Source organism: Novosphingobium sp. AAP1 (genome assembly GCF_001295765.1).
GTDB lineage: Bacteria > Pseudomonadota > Alphaproteobacteria > Sphingomonadales > Sphingomonadaceae > Novosphingobium > Novosphingobium capsulatum.
In genome coordinates this window covers 189918-209358 of sequence record NZ_LJHO01000005.1, presented here as the reverse complement: position 1 = coordinate 209358, position 19441 = coordinate 189918, and the positions used below count along the sequence as shown (strand labels likewise).

Annotated in this window: 14 protein-coding genes; 12 read left to right on the top strand and 2 right to left on the bottom strand. The window is 65.7% G+C overall.

Annotated elements, in window-relative coordinates; translation table 11 throughout:
- The first annotated feature begins 121 nt into the window (after window positions 1–121).
- The 6 genes from IP65_RS12750 to glgX all read left to right on the top strand — a co-directional run bounded on the left by IP65_RS12750 (window position 122) and on the right by glgX (window position 11035).
- Entirely contained in the window at window positions 122–2533 is a 2412-nt protein-coding gene (locus tag IP65_RS12750; RefSeq protein ID WP_022677378.1) for a glycogen/starch/alpha-glucan phosphorylase, read from the top strand.
- A gap of 10 nt (window positions 2534–2543) precedes the next feature.
- On the top strand, window positions 2544–4730 hold the full coding sequence (gene glgB, locus IP65_RS12745) for a 1,4-alpha-glucan branching protein GlgB (protein ID WP_054132001.1): 2187 nt from the start codon (window positions 2544–2546) through the stop codon (window positions 4728–4730).
- 17 nt (window positions 4731–4747) lie between these two features.
- A complete protein-coding gene (gene glgC / locus IP65_RS12740) occupies window positions 4748–6007 on the top strand; it encodes a glucose-1-phosphate adenylyltransferase (protein ID WP_028658151.1) in 1260 nt (419 codons plus the stop codon).
- Between the two features lie 170 nt (window positions 6008–6177).
- On the top strand, window positions 6178–7626 hold the full coding sequence (gene glgA / locus IP65_RS12735; protein ID WP_022677375.1) for a glycogen synthase GlgA: 1449 nt from the start codon (window positions 6178–6180) through the stop codon (window positions 7624–7626).
- Window positions 7623–9254: an alpha-D-glucose phosphate-specific phosphoglucomutase gene (locus IP65_RS12730; RefSeq protein WP_022677374.1), complete on the top strand. Its 1632-nt coding sequence runs from the start codon at window positions 7623–7625 to the stop codon at window positions 9252–9254. Before glgA ends, IP65_RS12730 begins: the two co-directional genes overlap by 4 nt.
- Window positions 9254–11035, top strand: a complete 1782-nt coding sequence (gene glgX, locus IP65_RS12725) for a glycogen debranching protein GlgX (RefSeq protein ID WP_054131965.1) — start codon at window positions 9254–9256, stop codon at window positions 11033–11035. Before IP65_RS12730 ends, glgX begins: the two co-directional genes overlap by 1 nt.
- 155 nt (window positions 11036–11190) lie before the next feature.
- Here glgX and IP65_RS12720 read toward each other — a convergent pair whose 3' ends face one another.
- Entirely contained in the window at window positions 11191–11871 is a 681-nt protein-coding gene (locus IP65_RS12720; RefSeq protein WP_022677372.1) for an alpha/beta hydrolase, read from the bottom strand.
- 234 nt (window positions 11872–12105) lie between these two features.
- On the opposite strand from IP65_RS12720, the gene IP65_RS12715 reads away from it, so the two are divergent.
- From IP65_RS12715 to IP65_RS12695, 6 genes are read left to right on the top strand one after another with little or no spacing between them, the layout of a single operon-like run.
- Entirely contained in the window at window positions 12106–12885 is a 780-nt protein-coding gene (locus IP65_RS12715; protein WP_022677371.1) for a DUF2334 domain-containing protein, read from the top strand.
- Window positions 12886–12905: 20 nt separating this feature from the next.
- Window positions 12906–14018 (top strand): glycosyltransferase, encoded by a 1113-nt coding sequence (locus IP65_RS12710; RefSeq protein WP_169041255.1) that lies wholly within the window; start codon window positions 12906–12908, stop codon window positions 14016–14018.
- Entirely contained in the window at window positions 14011–14133 is a 123-nt protein-coding gene (locus tag IP65_RS22125; RefSeq protein WP_255352205.1) for a hypothetical protein, read from the top strand. The genes IP65_RS12710 and IP65_RS22125 overlap by 8 nt, the downstream gene beginning before the upstream one ends.
- Window positions 14130–15029: a hypothetical protein gene (locus IP65_RS12705; RefSeq protein ID WP_054131963.1), complete on the top strand. Its 900-nt coding sequence runs from the start codon at window positions 14130–14132 to the stop codon at window positions 15027–15029. Before IP65_RS22125 ends, IP65_RS12705 begins: the two co-directional genes overlap by 4 nt.
- Window positions 15026–15574, top strand: coding sequence for a DUF2141 domain-containing protein (locus IP65_RS12700; RefSeq protein WP_022677370.1), 549 nt, complete (start codon window positions 15026–15028; stop codon window positions 15572–15574). The genes IP65_RS12705 and IP65_RS12700 overlap by 4 nt, the downstream gene beginning before the upstream one ends.
- The gene (locus IP65_RS12695) at window positions 15574–16746 is read left to right on the top strand and encodes a glycosyltransferase (RefSeq protein WP_022677369.1); all 1173 of its coding nucleotides are present in this window, start codon (window positions 15574–15576) and stop codon (window positions 16744–16746) included. The genes IP65_RS12700 and IP65_RS12695 overlap by 1 nt, the downstream gene beginning before the upstream one ends.
- A gap of 184 nt (window positions 16747–16930) precedes the next feature.
- Here the strand turns inward: IP65_RS12695 and IP65_RS12690 are convergent, their stop codons facing one another.
- Entirely contained in the window at window positions 16931–19345 is a 2415-nt protein-coding gene (locus IP65_RS12690) for a TonB-dependent receptor (RefSeq protein ID WP_022677368.1), read from the bottom strand.
- Window positions 19346–19441: the final 96 nt, after the last annotated feature.

Genomic DNA, 19441 nt, shown 5'->3' with positions numbered 1-19441 from the left:
CGGCGCCGGATCTGCGCGACACGGGGGCAGGAGCCACAGGAAGGCCGGGATAACCGGCCTGGTCCATGTTGCGCCCGCAAGCGCGCAGCACGGCACGGCCCAAGCAGGTGGAGCAATAGCCATGAGCCTCGAAATCACGTCCAAGGTTGCCGAGATCGACGCCCACATCATCGATGTGCTGCGGCACCGCGTGGGCAAGGATGAACGGGCCGCCAAGCCCCACGACTGGTACACCGCCACCTGCCTGGCGCTGCGCGACGTGATCATCGATCGCTGGATGGAATCCACCCGCAAGACCTATGACCAGGGCGGCAAGCGGGTTTACTATCTCAGCCTGGAATTCCTCATCGGCCGGCTGCTGCGCGACGCGCTGTCGAACCTGGGCCTGACGCGCGAAATGGAAAAGGCGCTGGCCAGCCATGGTTTTGACCTGGCCGCGCTGGAAGAGCTGGAACCCGATGCGGCGCTGGGCAACGGCGGCCTTGGCCGCCTGGCTGCCTGCTTCATGGAAAGCCTGGCGAGCCTGGACATAGCCGCCTACGGCTATGGCATCCGCTATGTGAACGGCATGTTCCGCCAGCGCATCGACGATGGCTGGCAGGTGGAACTGCCCGAAACCTGGCTGAGCCACGGCAACCCGTGGGAGTTCGACCGCCGCGAAAGCGCCTATATGATCGGCTTTGGCGGCGAGGTGATCGACAACGGCGATGGCGTGGAATGGCGCCCGCATGAAAAGGTCGAGGCAAGCGCCGTCGATACGCCGGTAGTGGGCTACAAGGGCAAGCGGGTGAACACCCTGCGCCTGTGGACGGCCAACCCGCTCGATCCCATCCGCCTCGACGCGTTCAACGCCGGTGACCACGCTGGCGCACTGGCCGAGCAGGTGCGCGCCGATGCCCTGGTGCGCGTGCTCTATCCGGCCGACAGCACGCCGGCGGGCCAGGAACTGCGCCTGCGCCAGGAATACTTCTTCACCTCCGCCAGTATCCAGGACATCGTGCGCCGCCACGCGCAATACCATGGCGACGTGCGCACCCTGCCCGACAAGGCCGCCATCCAGCTCAACGACACGCACCCCAGCGTGGCCGTGGCCGAGCTGATGCGCATTCTGGTGGATATGTACGGGCTTGAGTTCAACGAGGCCTGGGACGTGACCAAGCGCACGGTGGGCTATACCAACCACACCCTGCTGCCCGAAGCGCTGGAAAGCTGGCCGCTGCCGCTGTTCGAACGCCTGCTGCCGCGCCACATGCAGATCATCTATGCGATCAACAGCCGCGTGTTGCGCGAAGCGCGCAAGGCCGGGCTGGATGACCGTGCGATCGCCGCGATCAGCCTGATCGACGAGGGCGGCGAGCGGCGCGTGCGCATGGCCAACCTGGCCTTCGTGGGCGCGCATTCGATCAACGGCGTGGCCGCGCTGCATACCGAGCTGATGAAGACCACGGTGTTTGCCGATCTTCACGCCCTTTATCCCACGCGCATCAACAACAAGACCAACGGCGTCACCCCGCGCCGCTGGTTGCAGCAGTGCAACCCGCGGCTGGTGGGCGTGATCAAGGACGCAATCGGCGATGCGTTCCTCGACGATGCCGAAAAGCTGTCCGATCTCAACGCGATGGCCGATGACGCGCAGCTTGGCGAACGCATTGCCGAGGTAAAGCGCGCCAACAAGGTGGCGCTGGCCGGGCATATCAAGCAGCTGACCGGCGTCCGTCTCGATCCCGATGCCCTGTTCGACGTGCAGATCAAGCGCATCCACGAATACAAGCGCCAGCTGCTCAACCTGATCGAGACGGTGGCGCTCTATGATCAAATTCGCAGCCACCCGGAACGCGACTGGACCCCGCGCGTAAAGATCTTTGGGGGCAAGGCGGCGTCGAGCTATCACAACGCCAAGCTGGTCATCAAACTGGCCAACGACATTGCCCGCCGCGTCAACTCCGATCCTTCGGTCGGGGGCCTGCTCAAGGTGGTGTTCGTGCCCAACTACAACGTGACCCTGGCCGAACGCATCATCCCTGCCGCCGATCTGTCGGAACAGATTTCCACGGCCGGGATGGAAGCATCGGGCACCGGCAACATGAAGTTCGCGCTTAACGGCGCGCTGACGATCGGCACGCTCGATGGCGCCAACATCGAGATCAAGGACCGGGTCGGCGATGACAACATCGTGATCTTCGGCAAAACCGCCGAGGAAGTGGCGGCGATCCGCGCCGATGGCTATAACCCGCGCGCCGTGATCGAAGGCAGCCGGGAATTGCAGCAGGCGATCTCGGCCATTGCCAGCGGCGTGTTCTCGCCCGACGATCCGCACCGCTATGCCGGGCTGATGGGCGGGCTCTATGACAGCGACTGGTTCCTGGTTGCGGCCGATTTCGACGCCTATCACGCCGCGCAGCGCGGGGTCGACGCGCGCTGGGCCAACCAGCCGGCGTGGCGCGCCAGCGCCATCCGCAACATCGCCAACGTGGGCTGGTTCTCGTCCGATCGCACGATCGGCGAATATGCCCGCGACATCTGGGGAGTGTGACATCCTGAGCCTGCACCCCCCGGCCGAGGCGATTACGGCGCTGCTTGACGGCACCCATGCCGATCCGTTTTCCCTGCTGGGGGTGCATCCCGGCCCGCAAGGTGCCTTTGCCCGCGCCATTCTGCCCGGCGCCGAACGGGCAGAAGCGTTCGCCCTTGACGGCACGCCGCTGGGCGTTCTGAAACGTGTCGATCCGCGCGGCCTGTTCGAAGGGCCAGTGGCCGGGTCACCGCAGCCGGTGCGCTATGCCTGCCAGGCCGGGCAACATAGCTGGCAGGTGACCGATCCCTATTCGTTCGGGCCGGTGCTGGGCCCGGTGGATGATTTCCTGATCGGCCAGGGCACCCACCACCGCCTGTTCGACAAGCTGGGCGCCCACGTGATCGATCACGAAGGCGCACGCGGCGTGCACTTTGCCGTCTGGGCGCCCAATGCCCGGCTGGTGAGCGTGGTGGGCGATTTCAACGATTGGGACGGTGCCCGCCACCCGATGCGTCGCCGCAGCGACACCGGCATCTGGGAACTGTTCCTGCCCGACATCGGCGGTGGGCGGCCCTACAAGTATCGCATCGTGGCGAGCGACGGCACGGTGCAGCCGTACAAGGCCGATCCCTATGCCCTGGCGGCAGAACTGCGCCCGCATACCGCCTCAATCACGCTTGACGCCCCGCCCCACGCCTGGGGCGATGCTGAACACCGCGCGTTCTGGGAAAAGGCCGATCCGCGCCACCAGCCGATCTCGATCTATGAGGTGCACGCCGGATCGTGGCGCAAGCCGGGCGACGGGCGCGAGTTCTACAGCTGGGACGAACTCGCCGACCAGTTGATCCCCTATGCCGTCGACATGGGCTTTACCCATATCGAGTTCCTGCCGGTGTCAGAGCATCCCTATGACCCGAGCTGGGGCTATCAGACCACCGGGCTCTATGCCCCGTCGGCCCGATTTGGCGAGCCGATGGGCTTCGCCCGCTTTGTCGATGGCGCCCACCGCGCCGGGTTGGGCGTGCTGATCGATTGGGTGCCGGCGCATTTTCCCACCGACGCGCATGGCCTGTCGCGGTTCGATGGCACGGCGCTCTATGAACATGAAGACCCGCGCCAAGGGTTCCACCCCGATTGGAACACCGCGATCTACAATTTCGGCCGGCGCGAGGTGCGCGATTTCCTGATCAACAATGCGCTGTTCTGGGCCGAACGCTATCACGTCGACGGGCTGCGCGTGGATGCTGTCGCCTCGATGCTGTACCGCGATTATTCGCGCAAGAGCGGCGAATGGATTCCCAATGCCCAGGGCGGGCGCGAGAACTGGGAAGCGGTCGATTTCCTGCGGGCGATGAACCAGGCGGTCTATGGCACCTGCCCCGGCGTGATGACCATGGCCGAGGAATCGACCAGCTGGCCCGGCGTCACCCAGCCCGCGCTGGACGAAGGCGAGCGGCCGAGCAGCCTGGGCTTCGGCTTCAAGTGGAACATGGGGTTCATGAACGATACCCTGCGCTATATGGCGCGGGACCCGGTGCATCGCCGCTATCACCACAACGAGATCACCTTCGGCCTGGTCTATGCCTTTACCGAAAACTTCGTGCTGCCGATCAGCCATGACGAAGTGGTGCACGGCAAGGGCAGCATGCTGGGCAAGATGGCCGGCGATGACTGGCACAAGTTTGCCAACCTGCGCGCCTATTACGGGATGATGTGGGGCTATCCCGGCAAGAAGCTGTTGTTCATGGGCCAGGAATTTGCCCAGCGCCGCGAATGGAGCGAGGCGCGCGCGCTCGATTGGGACATGCTCGACCATGCTCCCCACGCCGGCATGCAGGCCTGGGTGCGCGATCTGAACCGCGCCTATGCCGCCCTGCCCGCACTGCACGCGCGCGATTGCGAGGGCGAAGGATTTGAATGGCTGGTGGTGGACGATGCGCTGGCCAGCGTGTTTGCCTGGGTGCGCCGCGCGCCCGGCCATGCGCCGGTGGTGGTGGTGGTGGTGTGCAACATGACGCCCGCCTTGCACGACCATTATCGCCTGCCCCTGCCGCACGACGGGGAATGGCGCGAAGTGCTCAACTCTGACGCGGCGCACTATGGCGGCAGCGGCCAGGGCAATGCCGGAAAGATCGTGGCGGAAGACGGGGCGGCGTTTGTCATCCTGCCGCCGCTTTCAACGATGATGTTTGAATATCAGAGCAAGGCCGAATGAACGGCCAGGAGGAACGGATGCGCAAAACCTATGGGCAACCCCTGGCTCGCGATGCCATGGCCTATGTCCTGGCTGGCGGACGCGGCAGCCGGTTGAAGGAACTGACCGACAACCGCGCCAAGCCGGCCGTCTATTTCGGCGGGGTCAGCCGGATCATCGACTTTGCCCTGTCGAACGCGATCAATTCGGGCATTCGCCGCATCGGCGTAGCGACGCAATACAAGGCGCACTCGCTGATCCGGCACATGAACCGCGCGTGGAACTTCATGCGCCCGGAACGCAACGAAAGCTTTGACATCCTGCCCGCCTCGCAGCGCATTTCCGAGCTGTTGTGGTATGAAGGCACGGCCGACGCGGTCTATCAGAACATCGACATCATCCAGGCCCATGCGCCCAAGCACATGGTGATCCTGGCGGGCGACCACATCTACAAGATGGACTACGAATTGATGCTGCAGCAGCACGTCAATTCGGGGGCCGATGTGACCGTGGGCTGCCTGGTGGTGCCCAAGGCCGAGGCGACCGGCTTTGGCGTGATGGGCGTGGACGAAGACAGCGTGATCACCAGCTTTGTCGAAAAGCCGGCCGATCCGCCGACCATCCCCGGCGATCCGGACCATGCCCTGGCATCGATGGGCATCTATGTGTTCGAGACCGAATTCCTGTTCGACCAGTTGCGCCGCGATGCGGCAACGCCAGGCTCGAACCGCGATTTCGGCGGCGATATCATCCCCTACATCGTCAAGCACGGCAAGGCGGTGGCCCACCGCTTCAGTAACAGCTGCATCCGCGCGGCCGACGAGATCGAGGAATACTGGCGCGACGTGGGCACGCTCGACGCCTATTTCGAGGCTAACCTCGACCTGACCGACACGGTGCCCAAGCTCAACATGTACGATCGCGAGTGGCCGATCTGGACCGACCAGATCATCGCCGCCCCGGCCAAGTTCGTGCACGACGAGGAAGGCCGGCGCGGCATGGCGATTTCCTCGCTGATCAGCCAGGATTGCATCGTTTCGGGCGCGCTGGCCAAGCGCAGCCTGCTGTTCACCGGGGTCAAGATGGGGTCATTCTCCAGCGTGGAGGAAGGCGTGATCCTGCCCTATTGCAACATCGGCCGCGGTGCCAAGCTTAGCCGGGTGATCCTGGATTCGGGCGTGCGCATTCCCGAAGGGCTGGTAGTGGGCGAAGATCCCGAACTGGACGCGCGGCGGTTTCGCCGCACCGACAACGGTGTCTGCCTCATCACCAAGGCGATGATCGACAAGCTGGTTTAGCGCCAACAACGGTAACACAACCTGTCGTCGCCCCGAACTTGATCCGGGGCCCCGCTTCTTTCCGCTTGTTCCGGCAAAGGCCGCAAGCTGGACCTCGGAACAGGTCCGGGGGTGACGAAGGACAGGACCAAAGATGCCTTAAGACCGGCTGGCTGGCCGGGGAGACTGGAATGACCTTGCGCGTTCTTTCCATTGCATCCGAAGCGGTGCCACTGATCAAAACCGGGGGGCTGGCCGATGTGGCGGGCGCCCTGCCCGATGCCGTGGCGCCGCATGGCGTGGCGATGACCACGATCCTGCCGGGCTATCCCGCCGTGACCAAGGCGCTGGGCAAGGCCAAGGCGATCCACCAGTGGGACAGCCTGCTGGGCGAGCCGGCCCGGCTGCTGGCGGGCAAGCTGGGCAGCCATCCGCTGCTGGTGGTCGACAGCCCCAACCTGTTTGCCCGCGACGGCGGCCCCTATGCCGATCTCGCCGGGCGCGACTGGGGTGACAACTGGCGCCGCTTTGCCGCGTTTGGCCGCGCGGCTGCCGATGTGGCGGGCGGCGCGGTGAAAGGCCTGGCCTTCGATCTTGCCCACGCGCACGATTGGCAGGCGGCGATGGCCCCGGCCTATATGCGCTTTGCCCCCGCCGGCACGGCGATCCCTTCGGTCATGACCATCCACAACATGGCGTTCCAGGGCTATTATGGCGCCGATATCTTTGCCCTGATGGGGCTGCCCTCGTGGGCCTGGGCGATCGACGGCGTGGAATACCACGGCGGCGTGGGCTTCCTCAAAGCCGGGCTGGAAAGCGCCAGCGCGATCACCACGGTGAGCCCGACCTATGCCCGCGAGATCCGCGATCCTGCCTTTGGCATGGGGCTGGAAGGCCTGATCGCCACCAAGGGCGATCGCGTGCACGGCATCGTCAACGGCATCGATCCGGCGGTGTGGAACCCTGAAACCGACCAGCACCTGCTGCAGACCTATTCCTGGCGCTCGCTCGCCCGGCGTGCCGCCAACAAGCGCGCGCTGGAGCGGGAGTTCCATCTGGAACAGGGCGATGGGCCGCTGTTCGTGTGCGTCACCCGGCTGACCTGGCAGAAGGGCATCGACGTGCTGCTGGAAGTGATCGACCATCTGGTCGGCCTGGGCGGGCGGCTGGCGCTGCTTGGCGCGGGCGATCCGGCGATGGAGGCCGGCCTGCATGCCGCCGCTGCGCGCCATCCCGGGCGCGTCAGCTTGCGCATCGGCTATGACGAGGCGCTATCGCACCGCATGCAGGGCGGCGGCGACGCGATCCTGGTGCCCAGCCGGTTCGAACCTTGCGGCCTCACGCAGCTTTATGGCCTGGCCTATGGCTGCGTGCCGGTGGTGGCGCATACCGGGGGCCTGGCCGATACCGTGGTGGATGCCAACCTGGCGGCGATCAACGGCCAGGCGGCCACTGGGGTGACGTTCCACGGCGTCACCTATCCTTCTTTCGCAGATGCGATAACGCGCACGATTGCCCTTTATGGCCAGCGTGATGTCTGGACGCAGATGCAGCGAACAGGCATGAAGACGGACTTTTCATGGAAGCGCAGCGGGCACGCCTATGCTGCGCTCTATCGCCAACTTGCGGGGGCAGAATGACGATCACCACCCACCAGACCACGCCCTATGCCGGGCAGAAGCCGGGCACATCGGGCCTGCGCAAGAAAGTGCGCGTGTTTGCTCAGCCCAACTATGCCGAAAACTTCATCCAGGCGGTGTTCGATGTGGTGGAGCGTGCGCCCGGCAGCACCTTGGTGATCGGTGGCGACGGGCGCTACCACAACCGCACGGTGATCCAGCAGGCGATCCGCATGGCCGCCGCCAATGGCTATGGCCAGGTGCTGGTCGGCCAGGGCGGCATCCTCTCCACGCCGGCCGCAAGCAACGTGATCCGCCGCTACAAGGCAAGCGGCGGCCTGATCCTTTCGGCCAGCCACAACCCCGGCGGGCCGGACGAGGATTTCGGCATCAAGTACAACATCGCCAATGGCGGCCCGGCGCCCGAAGGCGTGACCGAGGCGATCTATGCCCGCACGCAGACGATCGACCGCTGGCTGGCGGTGGACGCCGCTGACATCGACCTCGACACCTGCGGCAGCGTCGACGTGGGCGGGTGCCAGGTCTCGGTGATCGATCCGGTGGCTGACTATGCCGACCTGATGGAAACGCTGTTCGATTTTGCCGCGATCCGCGCTGCCGTGGCCGATGGCCTGACCATGGCATTCGATGCCATGCATGCCGTGACCGGCCCCTATGCCACGGAAATCCTGGAAAAGCGGCTGGGCTTTGCGCCCGGCACGGTGCGCCACGGCGTGCCGCTGGAGGATTTCGGCGGGCATCACCCTGATCCCAACATGGTCCATGCCAAGGCGCTGTTCGATGCCATGTTCGGCCCCGATGCGCCCGATTTCGGCGCGGCATCGGATGGCGATGGCGATCGCAACCTGATCGTCGGCAAGGGCCGTTTCATCACCCCGTCCGACAGCCTGGCCATGCTGGCCGCCAATGCCCACCTCGCGCCTGGCTATGCCCGGGGCCTGGCCGGGATCGCCCGCTCGATGCCGACCAGCGCGGCGGCCGATCGCGTGGCCGAGGCGCTTGGCATCCCCGCCTATGAGACCCCCACGGGCTGGAAGTTCTTCGGCAACCTGCTCGACGCCGGCATGGCGACGATCTGCGGCGAGGAAAGCGCTGGCACCGGATCGGACCATGTGCGCGAGAAGGACGGCCTGTGGGCCGTGCTGCTGTGGCTCAATATCCTGGCCGTGCGTAAGATCAGCGTGGACGAACTGGCACGCGAGCACTGGGCCAAGTATGGCCGCAACTATTATGCCCGCCACGATTATGAAGGGCTGCCGACCGAGCAGGCCGATGCCCTGATGGCGGCGCTGAACGGCAAGCTCGCCAGCCTGCCGGGGCAAAGCTTTGGCCCGCTGACTGTCGCCACGGCAGACAGCTTTTCCTATCTCGATCCCGTCGATGGCAGCACCAGCGCCAACCAGGGCCTGCGCGTGCTGTTCGAAGGCGGATCGCGCATCGTCTTCCGCCTGTCGGGCACCGGCACCGAAGGGGCGACGCTGCGCGTCTATCTCGAACGCTATGAGCCGGCGGACGGCTATCTTGACCGTGAAACCAGCGACATGCTGGCCGACCTGATTGCCGCAGCCGATGCCGTGGCCGGCATCGTCGCCCACACCGGCCGCACCGCCCCCGACGTGATCACCTGATGGACCACGGCGCGCACCCTGTCCCTGCCGGCACGGCCTGGCGGGTGCGCGCGCCGCTGGCCGATGCGGTGTGGCTGTGCCTGTTCGATGCGCAAGGCGCCGAAACGCGCCATGCCATGGTACGCGCGGGCGACGATTGGACGCTGACCCTGGCGGGCAATCACGCCGGCACGCGCTATGGCTATCGTGCCGATGGGGAATGGGCGCCCGAACGCGGGCTGTGGTTCGATCAAGCCAAGCTGCTGGTTGATCCCCATGCCGTCGAACTGGACCAGCGCTTTGTCTATGATCCGGCCCTTTCCACCTTTGGCGCCGATACCGCCGCGCTGGTGCCAAAGGCGATCGTGACGGGAGACCTGCCTACCGTGCCCCCTGCCCCGCCGCTGTTTGCGCCGGGCGGGCTGATCTATGAACTGAACGTGCGCGCCTTTACCATGCTGCACCCCGATGTGCCGGCGCATCTGCGCGGCACGGTGGCCGCGCTGGCGCAGCCCGCCGTGCTGGCGCACCTCGTCAAGCTGGGCATCAACGCGGTGGAACTGATGCCGATCGTGGCATGGATAGACGAGCGCCACCTGCCCCCACTCGGCCTGCGCAATGCCTGGGGCTATAACCCGGTGGCATTCATGGCGCTCGATCCGGGGCTGTGCCCGGGCGGGATCGCCGAACTGCGCGACACCGTCGCCGCTCTGCGCGCCGCAGGCATCGGCACAATCCTTGACCTGGTGTTCAACCACACTGGCGAAAGCGACGTGGCCGGGCCGATTGTCAGCCTGCGCGGGCTAGACAACGCCGCCTATGGCCATGCTGCGGATGGCAGCCTGATCAACGATACCGGCTGCGGCAACACGCTCGATTTCGCGCAGCCCCACGTCCGCCAGTTGACGATCGATACGCTGCGCCATTTCGTGGCCCATGCCGGCGTCGATGGCTTCCGCTTCGATCTGGCGCCGATCATGGCGCGCGGTCCCGGCTTTGCCGCCGATGCCCCGATCTTTGCCGAGATCGCCGCCGATCCGCTGCTGGCAGACCGCGTGCTGATTGCCGAACCGTGGGACATCGGGCCGGGCGGCTATCAACTCGGCCAGTTTCCGGCCAACTGGCTGGAATGGAACGACCGCTTTCGCGATGATGTGCGGCGGTTCTGGCGCGGCGATGGAACACTGGGCGCCCTCGCCACGCGGCTGGCCGGCTCGGCCGACGTGTTTGGCCCGTGTGAAAGCATGCCGTGCCGCAGCGTCAATTTCCTGGCGGCGCACGATGGCTTTACCCTGGCCGACTGCGTCGCCTTTGCCCACAAGCACAACGAGGCCAACGGCGAAAACAACCGCGACGGGCACGACGACAACTATTCGTGGAACAATGGCGTTGAAGGCCCAAGCGACGATCCCGCCGTGCTGGCGCGGCGCCAGGCGGCCCAGCGCGCGCTGCTGGGCACGCTGTTTGCGTCAACAGGCACGATCATGCTGACCGCCGGTGACGAGTTTGGCCGCAGCCAGCAAGGCAACAACAATGCCTATTCCCAGGACAATCCGCTGTCATGGATCGACTGGCAGGCGCGCGATCGGGATCTTGAGGATTTCGTAGCGCGGCTTTCTGCCGCCAGGCAGGGCGACATGGCGCGCTTTCCCGAAGACGGGCAATGGCTGGCGCTCGACGGCGCGGCGATGGACGGCGGGCGATGGGAAGACCCGGCGACGCCGGGGGGGCAATGGCGTGCGCCCGATCATGCGCGGCCCGGTTTTCGGGTGAGCCGGACCGAGGGGGTAGCGTTGGGCTGAGGGGCCCTTCGACAAGCTCAGGGCGAACGGATCATAGAAATTTGTCCTCCCCATCCTCTTTAGAGGAGGGGGTCGGGGGGTGGTGGACACCTTGCACAAGGCTTCGCACCACCCCCAACCCCTCCTCTGAAGAGGAGGGGAGATTGAACGCCTTGTCAGGCCCCCAGGCGGCGCAAGGCCGGATCGACGAAGCGGCGCGGCGTGGGCACATAAGTGGCCCGGCCATCATCAAGCGACAGCGCGCGGGGCAGCAGGCGGTTGAGCAGCAGGCGGCCGAACGCCCACTCACCCAGGCCCGATTGCGCATTGATATGCCCGGCAGCGCCGGCATCGGCAAAGCGCGCGCCCCAGCGTTGGGCCAGGCGGCGCGTGGCCCCGGGTGTGGCATAGCGATCATCGCGGCTGCCCACCACGATCGCGGGGAACGGCAGTTCGGTTTCGGGCACCGGGGCAAAGCGGGTCAGGCGGCGGTCTTTCACCCCGTCTTCCACATCGGGCGGCGCCACCAGCAAAGCGCCAATCACCGGCATCTGGCGCGGGCCATTGGCCAAGCGTTCATATTCCGCCCACCAGGCCACGGCCAGGCAACCCAGGCTGTGCGCCACCAGCACGACGGGGCGCCCGGCCCCTTCGTGGGCCCGCTGTATCGCCAGGGCCAGCTTGTTGACCCAGGTGTTGCGGTGCGGATCGTTCCACAGCCCGAGGTCAACCCGGTGGCAATCGGGAAGTGTCTGTTCCCAAATGGTTTGCCAGTGATCAGGACCGGAATTGTCCAGCCCCGGCACGGTCAGGATGATCGGATCGGCAGTGCGGCTAAAGGCATGTTCATGGGCCATACAAGTTCTCCCACCAAGGAAGCGGCCGGTCGACTCGGTTTACGTCCCGACATGAACAAGAGATAACTCAATCTTCGCGATAGACAATAACCTGGCGATGAAGCGACAGCGTTTTGCGCCCGGTGGCAAAGCACCGGAACCCGGTTGCATTTTCCCGCCATTTGCGACAGGCCCATGGGCCGGTGCAAGGGGGGCCTTGGCGCCGAGACAAAAGGGATCACGAGCGTTTCCGGCATGACAACACCAGCGATTCCCGATGCGCCGCGCAAGCGCCTGCTGGCCTCGATCCACGATGTCAGCCCGCGTTTCGAAGCGCAGGTCGATGCCCTGGCAGAGCGCCTGTCCGGCCATCTCGGCACGGGCAAGTTTGCCATGCTGGTGATCCCGGATCACTGGCGCAGCGCGCCGCTCGCGGGCAATGCCGCGTTCCAGGCGCGGCTGCGGCAATGGGCCGACATGGGCATCGAGATGTTCCTGCACGGCTGGTGCCACAAGGACGAAACCCCTGCAGAGCAAGGCCTGGCCGGCTTCAAGGGCAAGCACATGACCGCCGGCGAGGGTGAATTCCTCAACCTGCCCTATGCCGAGGCGCTGGCCCGCATGGCGCAGGGCAAGGCTCTGGTCGAAGACATTCTCGGCCGCCCGGTAACCGGCTTCATCGCGCCGGCCTGGCTCTATGGCCCCGGCGCGCACCAGGCCATGGCCGACCTGGGCTTTGCCCTGGCCGAAGACCACATGAAGGTGTGGCGCCCGCAAAGCGGCGAAGTACTGGCCAAGGGGCCCGTGATCACCTGGGCCAGCCGCAGCAAGGCGCGCATCCGCTCTTCGCTGTGGTTTTCCGCCCTGGCCCGCCAGGCACTGCCGCTGACGCGGACGGTGCGCGTGGCGGTGCATCCCGGCGATACTACGGTGCCTGCCCTGCTGCGCTCGATCGATGCCACGCTGGCACGCTTTGCCAAGAGCCACGAACCCGCGCGCTATGCCAGCCTGACCGGCCCGACGAGCCTGTTTTGACCGCGACCACGCAACGACCCTTGCGCGTTCTGACCTTCCTGCACAGCTTCGAGCCGGGCGGGGTGGAGCGCGTGGCGCTGCGCCTGCACCGCGCCTGGCTGGCGCAGGGCGTCGATGCGCGCCTGGTGCTGGGCCGCACTCAGGGCGCGATGCGCGGCGAATGGCCGGGGCTTGAGGCCGATGTGTTCGATAGCCATGGCGTCCCCACCGCCGCCTGGGAAACGCTGTGGATGATGCTGCGCCTGCCGGGCGCGATCCGCCGCCACCGCCCCGATGTGCTGTTTTGCGCGGGCAATTCCTATACCGTGGTGGCCGTGACCATGCGGCTGCTGCTGGGCAAGCGCTGCCCGCCGATCCTGGCCAAGATCAGCAACGATCTGTCGCGGGCCGATCTGCCCGCCCCGGCGCGGCCGTTCTATCGCCTGTGGCTCAAGATCCAGGGCCGCATGCTCGATCGCCTGGTGGGCATGGCCGCGCCGATGCGGGCCGAACTGGAAACGCTGATGCGCGCGCCGCCCGAACGCGTCGCGATCATCGATGACCCCGCGCTCGACGAAGCGCAGATCGCCCACCTCGAAGCCCTGCCCCGCCCGCCGCGCGATGCGGCCGGCGGGCGCCGCTTCCTGGCGATCGGCCGGCTGGCGGCGCAAAAGAACTTTCCGCTGCTGCTGCGCGCCTTTGCCCAGATCGCGCGGGGCGATGATCGGTTGACCATCCTGGGCGAAGGATCGGCGCGCAAGACCCTGGAAGCCCTCGCCCGCAGTCTGGGCATTGCCGATCGGGTCGATCTGCCCGGCCATGTCAATCCGGTGTCCGCCGCGCTGCTTGGCGCCGATGCGCTGGTCATGTCATCCGATTATGAAGGTGTGCCCGCCGTGGTGCCCGAGGCGCTGGCCGCCGGGCTGCCGGTGGTAGCGACGACATGCAGCGTGAGCATGGGCGATCTGCTCGGCCAGGGCCGCTTTGGCCTGCTCGTGCCGGTGCGCGATGCCGCGGCGCTGGCCGCGGCGATGGATCGCATCACCAGCCTGCCGTTCGATTCGGCCGCCGCCCGCGCCCAGGCGCGCCGTTTTACTGTGGAAATTGCCGCCCAAAGCTATGTCGTTGAAATGCAGCGACTGGCCCATGGCTGATCACCCGCTGCCCGGCACGGGCGAACCCGTCGCGCACGCCAACCCGCAGAAAGCGGATAGCGCGGCGACCATGTTCGCTGTAACGCCGCGCCCGGGCCTGAACGAGAAACGATGACGACACCCGCGATTCCCGAGACCGCTCCCCAAGCCAGCGGCCTGCGCAAATGGAGCGCCTATCTGGGCCCCGCCGTTTCGGTGGCGATCCTGTGCGCCGTGCTGTGGCAGCTGCGCCAGCTCAACTGGCTGATGGTGGTATCGATCATCCCGCGCTCCCCGCTGATCTGGCTGGTGCTGGCCGCCAGCTATTTCGCCGGGCCGGTGGCCGACTGGGTGATCTTCCGCAAGCTGTGGGGCATCCCGTTTTCGGGCCTGGCGCCGCTGCTCAAGAAGCTGGTCGGCAACGAACTGCTGCTGGGCTATGTCGGGGAAGTCTATTTCTACGACTGGGCGCGCCGCCATGTGAAGATGGAGGGCTCGCCCTTTGGCGCGGTGAAGGACGTGGCGATCCTTTCGGCGCTGGCCGGCAACATCATCACGATTCTGATGATGGGCATTACCTGGTATGTCAGCGGGCGGGTCGATTTCGGCCAGAACACCTGGCTGATCGTTTCGGCCATCGCCTTTGCCCTGGCGACGTCGCTGGTCATCACGTTCCTGCGCAAGGGCATTTTCAGCCTTTCGGGCCGCTCGTTGTGGTTCGTCTTCATGGTCCACTGCCTGCGCATCGCCGCCGGCATGGGCTTTACCGCCTTGTCCTGGCACCTGATCCTGCCCGAGGTGTCGATCGGCACCTGGATCCTCTTTTCCACCATCCGCCTGCTGGTGGCACGCCTTCCCTTCATCCCCAATAAGGATATCGCGTTTGCCGGCATCACGCCGCTGATCGTGGGCAAGGGAGTTCAGACTGATGTCATGATCGCGATGATATCGATGCTGATCGTTGCCACACACGTGATCCTGTTCATCGGTCTGATGCTGCTGGATCTCGTGCAGAAGGAGAAGAACGCGTGAAGAAGCTGGCCCTGCTGGCACCTGTCGCAGTCATTCCCGCCGCCCTGCTGCTGGGGGGCGCCGGCCCGCTGCCGCCGTCCACCCCCGATCTCGGCAAGGCCGAAGGCCAATGCCGCCCTGGCGAGCATGGCCCCTCGTTCATGGTCGATATCCTGGGCCTGAAGGACCACACCGGCAAGCTCAAGCTGGAAGTCTATCCGGCCAACGACAGCGATTTCCTGGCCGACGACAACGTGCTGGTCGGCGCGGGCAAGACGTTTCGCCGCGTGGAGGTCAACACCCCGGCCGAACCCACGCCACGCCTGTGCGTGCGCCTGCCCGGCCCTGGCCAATACACCGTTTCGGTGCTGCATGACCGCGACGGCAACCGCAAGTTCAACTGGCAGCGCGACGGCATCGGCTTTTCCGGCAACCCCCGCCTGGGCTGGTCCAAGCCCAAGGCGGCCAGCGCCACCGTTTCGGCTGGAAACGGACCGACCACGTTGCGGATCGTGATGAACTACCGTAACGGTCTGATGTCGGTGGGGCCACTCAAGGGCGCGTGATGAAGCTTGTCGATGTTAGCGCATTCTACGCCCCCAAGGGCGGCGGGGTGCGCACCTATGTCGATCGCAAGCTCAAGGCAGCGGCGGCGCTGGGGCATGACATTACCGTCATCGCCCCTGGCCAGCGCGACCATGTCGAAGAGCGCGGCCCCAATGGCCGCATCCGCTGGCTGAAGAGCCAGCTGTTCCCGCTCGATTTCAACTATCGCTGGTTTTCCGACATCCCCGCGCTCTATGCCGCGCTGGACGAGGAAAAGCCGGATTTCGTCGAGGCATCGTCGCCCTGGCGCAGCGCCAGCGTGATTGCCGATTGGCCCGGCCACGCGCCGCGTGCGCTGATCATGCATGCCGATCCGCTCTCGGCCTATGCCTATCGCTGGTTCGATCCGGTGGCCACGCGGCCCACGATCGACAAGGCTTTCGAGCGCTATTGGCGGCATCTGCGCCGCCTGGACGAGCGCTATGACATGATCGTCAGCGCCAGCGCCAGCCTGTCTGACCGGCTCACTGCCGGTGGCCTGACGCGGGTGGTCACCAACCCGATGGGCGTCGACCCCGGCATTTTCTCGCCCGAATTCCGCGATCTGGCGCTGCGCAAGGGCATGCTCGAGCTGTGCGAGCTGCCAGAGGATGCCACGCTGCTGCTGGGCGTCGGGCGCTTTGCCCCGGAAAAGCGCTGGCCCATGCTGGTCGATGCCGTCACCGCCGCGGGAAACCGCCGCCCGGTGGGCATGGTGCTGGCCGGCCAGGGGCGCGAGCGCAAGGCGATCGAGCGGCGCATTGGCGGAAATCCGCATATCCGCGTGCTCGCCCCGATCACCAAGCGCCACGAACTGGCCCGCGTGATGGCCAGCACCGATGCCCTGCTGCATGGCTGTGAGGCCGAGACATTCTGCATGGTCGCCGCCGAAGCCAGAGCGAGCGGCCTGCCGCTGATCGCGCCCGACCAGGGCGGCGCCAGCGACCAGGCGCGCGCGTCGAACGGGTGGATTTACGAATCCGCCAACGCCGCTGCCGCGACCGAAGCCGTGGCGCAATATGCCCTGGCGCGCGAAAGCGGGCTGGATGGCCCCCGCGCCGACCTGCCGCCGCCGCGCACGATGGACGATCACTTCCGCGAGCTGTTCGCCAGCTATGAAGCGGTGCTGGCAGGCGCGCGCCAGGCGGCCTGATCTGGCGGTTTGCGCCGGGTTTGCGCAAGGTTTCCACCACCCCCAACCCCCTCCTCTGAAGAGGAGGGGGCTTTTTTATGCCTGCTCCCCCTCCTGGGGTCGGGGGGTGGTGGAAACCTTGCACCGTAACGAAAAGGGGCGGCAGGTTTCCCCGCCGCCCCTTTTGTTTCGTGTGCTGGCGCGATCAGAAGTTGATCGTGGCATCCAGGCCATAGGTGCGCGGCGCGTTGAAGTTGCCGTAGTCACCCAGCACGCCGCCGATCTTGCCCGTGGTGCCAACCGCGAAGGCAGGCAGCGAGTTCGACGGATCGCGGCGATAGACATAGGCGGTGTTGAACAGGTTGCGACCCCACAGACCCACCGTCAGCTTCTGGCCAGTGCTCGACACCGGAATGTCGGCCAGGGCCAGGCGGCCGTTGAATACCACCGAAGCGTCGTTCTTGGTGGCATACTGGTCAAACGTCTGGGTGGCCTGCGAATAGTTGCCATCCAAGTGCAGGCGCACTTCGGCGCCGTTGGTGCCGATCGGGTGGGCATAGTCGATCGAGCCCGACGCCGCGTTGCGCGGGGTGAACACCACATAGACGTTCTGGGTGATGCCGGTGAACGGGTTCGTCACCTGCGGCAGCTTGGTGTAGGTATAGGCGTAGGAGGCGTTCAGCGTCAGGCCTTCCACCGGCTTGACCGTCAGATCGGCTTCGATGCCGCGGATCTTGGTCACACCGGGGACATTGACCGTTTCCAGCACGTTGACGTTGGACGAACCCGACACGTAGATCGCGTTGAAGTCCACCTGGCTGTTCTTGCGGTCCATGATGTAGCCGGCGATGTTGAACCGGGCGCGGTGATCCCAGAAGTCGCTCTTGAGGCCGACTTCATAGGACTTCACGTTTTCCGGATCGAACCCGCGATACGTGGGCGAGCGCGAGGATGCACCGCCAGCGCGATAGCCGGTGGCATACTTAGCATAGACATGCAGGCCATCGTTCACGTCATAGGCGATGGTCGCCATCGGATTGAACTTGTTCCAGGTCTTGTCCAGCGTGTTGCCATTGGCAGCATTGCGGAACGTGACCAGCGTGCCCTTCTTTTCGTCGTGGGTGTAGCGGCCGCCCACGGTGATGTGCAGTGCCTCGGTCGGGTTGACGGTCGCCTGGGCGTAGCCGGCCAGGCTCTTGGAATTGGCCACCGATGCACGGTCGATCGAGGCGAACGGATTTTGCAACGCGGCGGTGTTGATGGTGTAGCCGGTGCCGTCAGCGTTCCAGATGTTGGAGTTGGGCGTGGCGGCGTTATCCGACACGTGCTCGTTGAAGTAGAACACGCCCGCAACGTAATCGACGATGCCGACCGAGCCGACAGCCTGCAGTTCCTGGCTGAACTGGTGCTGCCACAGGTTGGCCAGCGAATAGCGGCTGAATGGCGCATTGGCGGCATAGACCGGCACGCGGTGCGCGCCGCCCGAGTTATCCCACTGTTCGCTGGTCACGCCGCGCCATGCGGTGATCGAGCGCAGTTCGAGTTCGGGCGATACCTTCCACTTCAGGGTGTTGGTAAAGCCGTGGGTGCGGTCGATGCTGGGCTGCTGCGGCACGCCGATATCGGCCACCTTCATGCGCGTCTGGCCGTTGACCACGACAATGCTGGGCGGCTGCACGACGGTGCCCGTCAGCGTGGTGAACGCCGTGCCGGGCGCCACGCACTTGCTGTTGGCGGCAACCGGGCCGGCAACGCAGCCGTTGGGGTTCTTGTTGAGCAGCTGGCTGTAGAATGGCGAGTTGCTGTCCCAGCCGTTGTCATAGCTGAAATCGTTGGTGATATCGCTTGTCGGCTTCCAGCGCACGGCGATGCGGCCACCGCGACGGTCGAAATAGTTCCAGCCGGTCTGGCCCGCCAGCGGGTTCTTGACCGTGGCGCCCTGGTACTGGGCCACGCCATCGAGCTTGACCGAGAAGTTGTGGTATTCGGGCAGGTCGAGGTGGATTTCACCGTTGTACGAGCCGTAGTTGCCAAAGCCGCCGCTGATGCGGCCACCGAACTGGCCCGAGGGCGCCTTGGACACGAGGCTGAGCGCGCCGCCTTCGGTGTTGCGGCCGAACAGGGTGCCCTGCGGGCCCTTGAGCACTTCGACGCGTTCCATGTCGAACAGCGCGGCGTTGAGGCCATGCTGGCGGCCCATGTAGACGCCATCGATATAGACGCCCACGCCCTGCTCGCGCGCCGGCTGGTTGGCGTCGAGCGGCACGATGCCGCGAATGCCGATAGTCAGCGCGGTCTGGCGCGCTTCGAAGGTGGCCACGCGCAGCGACGGCACGGCGCCATCGGCCAGGTCGAGCAGGCTCTGGACGTGGCGGTCCTTGATCGTTTCAGCCGAAACGACGTTGATCGAGATCGGCGTCTTCTGAAGGTTGGTTTCCCGCTTGGTGGCGGTGACCACGATTTCGGTCAGGCCCTTTTCACCCGCAGAAGCATCGCTTGCCGGTGCTTCTGCCGCAGCATCGGCAGCCGGTGCAGTGTCGGCCGCGAAAGCCGGCATGGCGTTCAGCGCAAGCGCGCCCGCCCCGGCCAGAAGGCCGGCACGAACAGTGTTCTTCAACATCGGATTTCCCTCACTGGTGAGGCTCAAACGCCCCTTCGCGCCACCCCCTAGGTGGGCATGGCTGCACTTTTGTGACGCGCGCATGTCAGGAATTGT

Excerpts from the sequence above, each read along its gene's own strand:
- glgC (WP_028658151.1), top strand. The coding sequence starts at position 4,748 with ATGCGCAAAACCTATGGGCAACCCCTGGCTCGCGATGCCATGGCCTAT.
- IP65_RS12730 (WP_022677374.1), top strand. The coding sequence starts at position 7,623 with ATGACGATCACCACCCACCAGACCACGCCCTATGCCGGGCAGAAGCCG.
- IP65_RS12750 (WP_022677378.1), top strand. The coding sequence starts at position 122 with ATGAGCCTCGAAATCACGTCCAAGGTTGCCGAGATCGACGCCCACATC.
- IP65_RS12720 (WP_022677372.1), bottom strand. The coding sequence starts at position 11,871 with ATGGCCCATGAACATGCCTTTAGCCGCACTGCCGATCCGATCATCCTG.
- IP65_RS12715 (WP_022677371.1), top strand. The coding sequence starts at position 12,106 with ATGACAACACCAGCGATTCCCGATGCGCCGCGCAAGCGCCTGCTGGCC.
- IP65_RS22125 (WP_255352205.1), top strand. The coding sequence starts at position 14,011 with ATGGCTGATCACCCGCTGCCCGGCACGGGCGAACCCGTCGCGCACGCC.
- glgX (WP_054131965.1), top strand. The coding sequence starts at position 9,254 with ATGGACCACGGCGCGCACCCTGTCCCTGCCGGCACGGCCTGGCGGGTG.
- IP65_RS12690 (WP_022677368.1), bottom strand. The coding sequence starts at position 19,345 with ATGTTGAAGAACACTGTTCGTGCCGGCCTTCTGGCCGGGGCGGGCGCG.
- glgA (WP_022677375.1), top strand. The coding sequence starts at position 6,178 with ATGACCTTGCGCGTTCTTTCCATTGCATCCGAAGCGGTGCCACTGATC.
- IP65_RS12695 (WP_022677369.1), top strand. The coding sequence starts at position 15,574 with ATGAAGCTTGTCGATGTTAGCGCATTCTACGCCCCCAAGGGCGGCGGG.
- IP65_RS12705 (WP_054131963.1), top strand. The coding sequence starts at position 14,130 with ATGACGACACCCGCGATTCCCGAGACCGCTCCCCAAGCCAGCGGCCTG.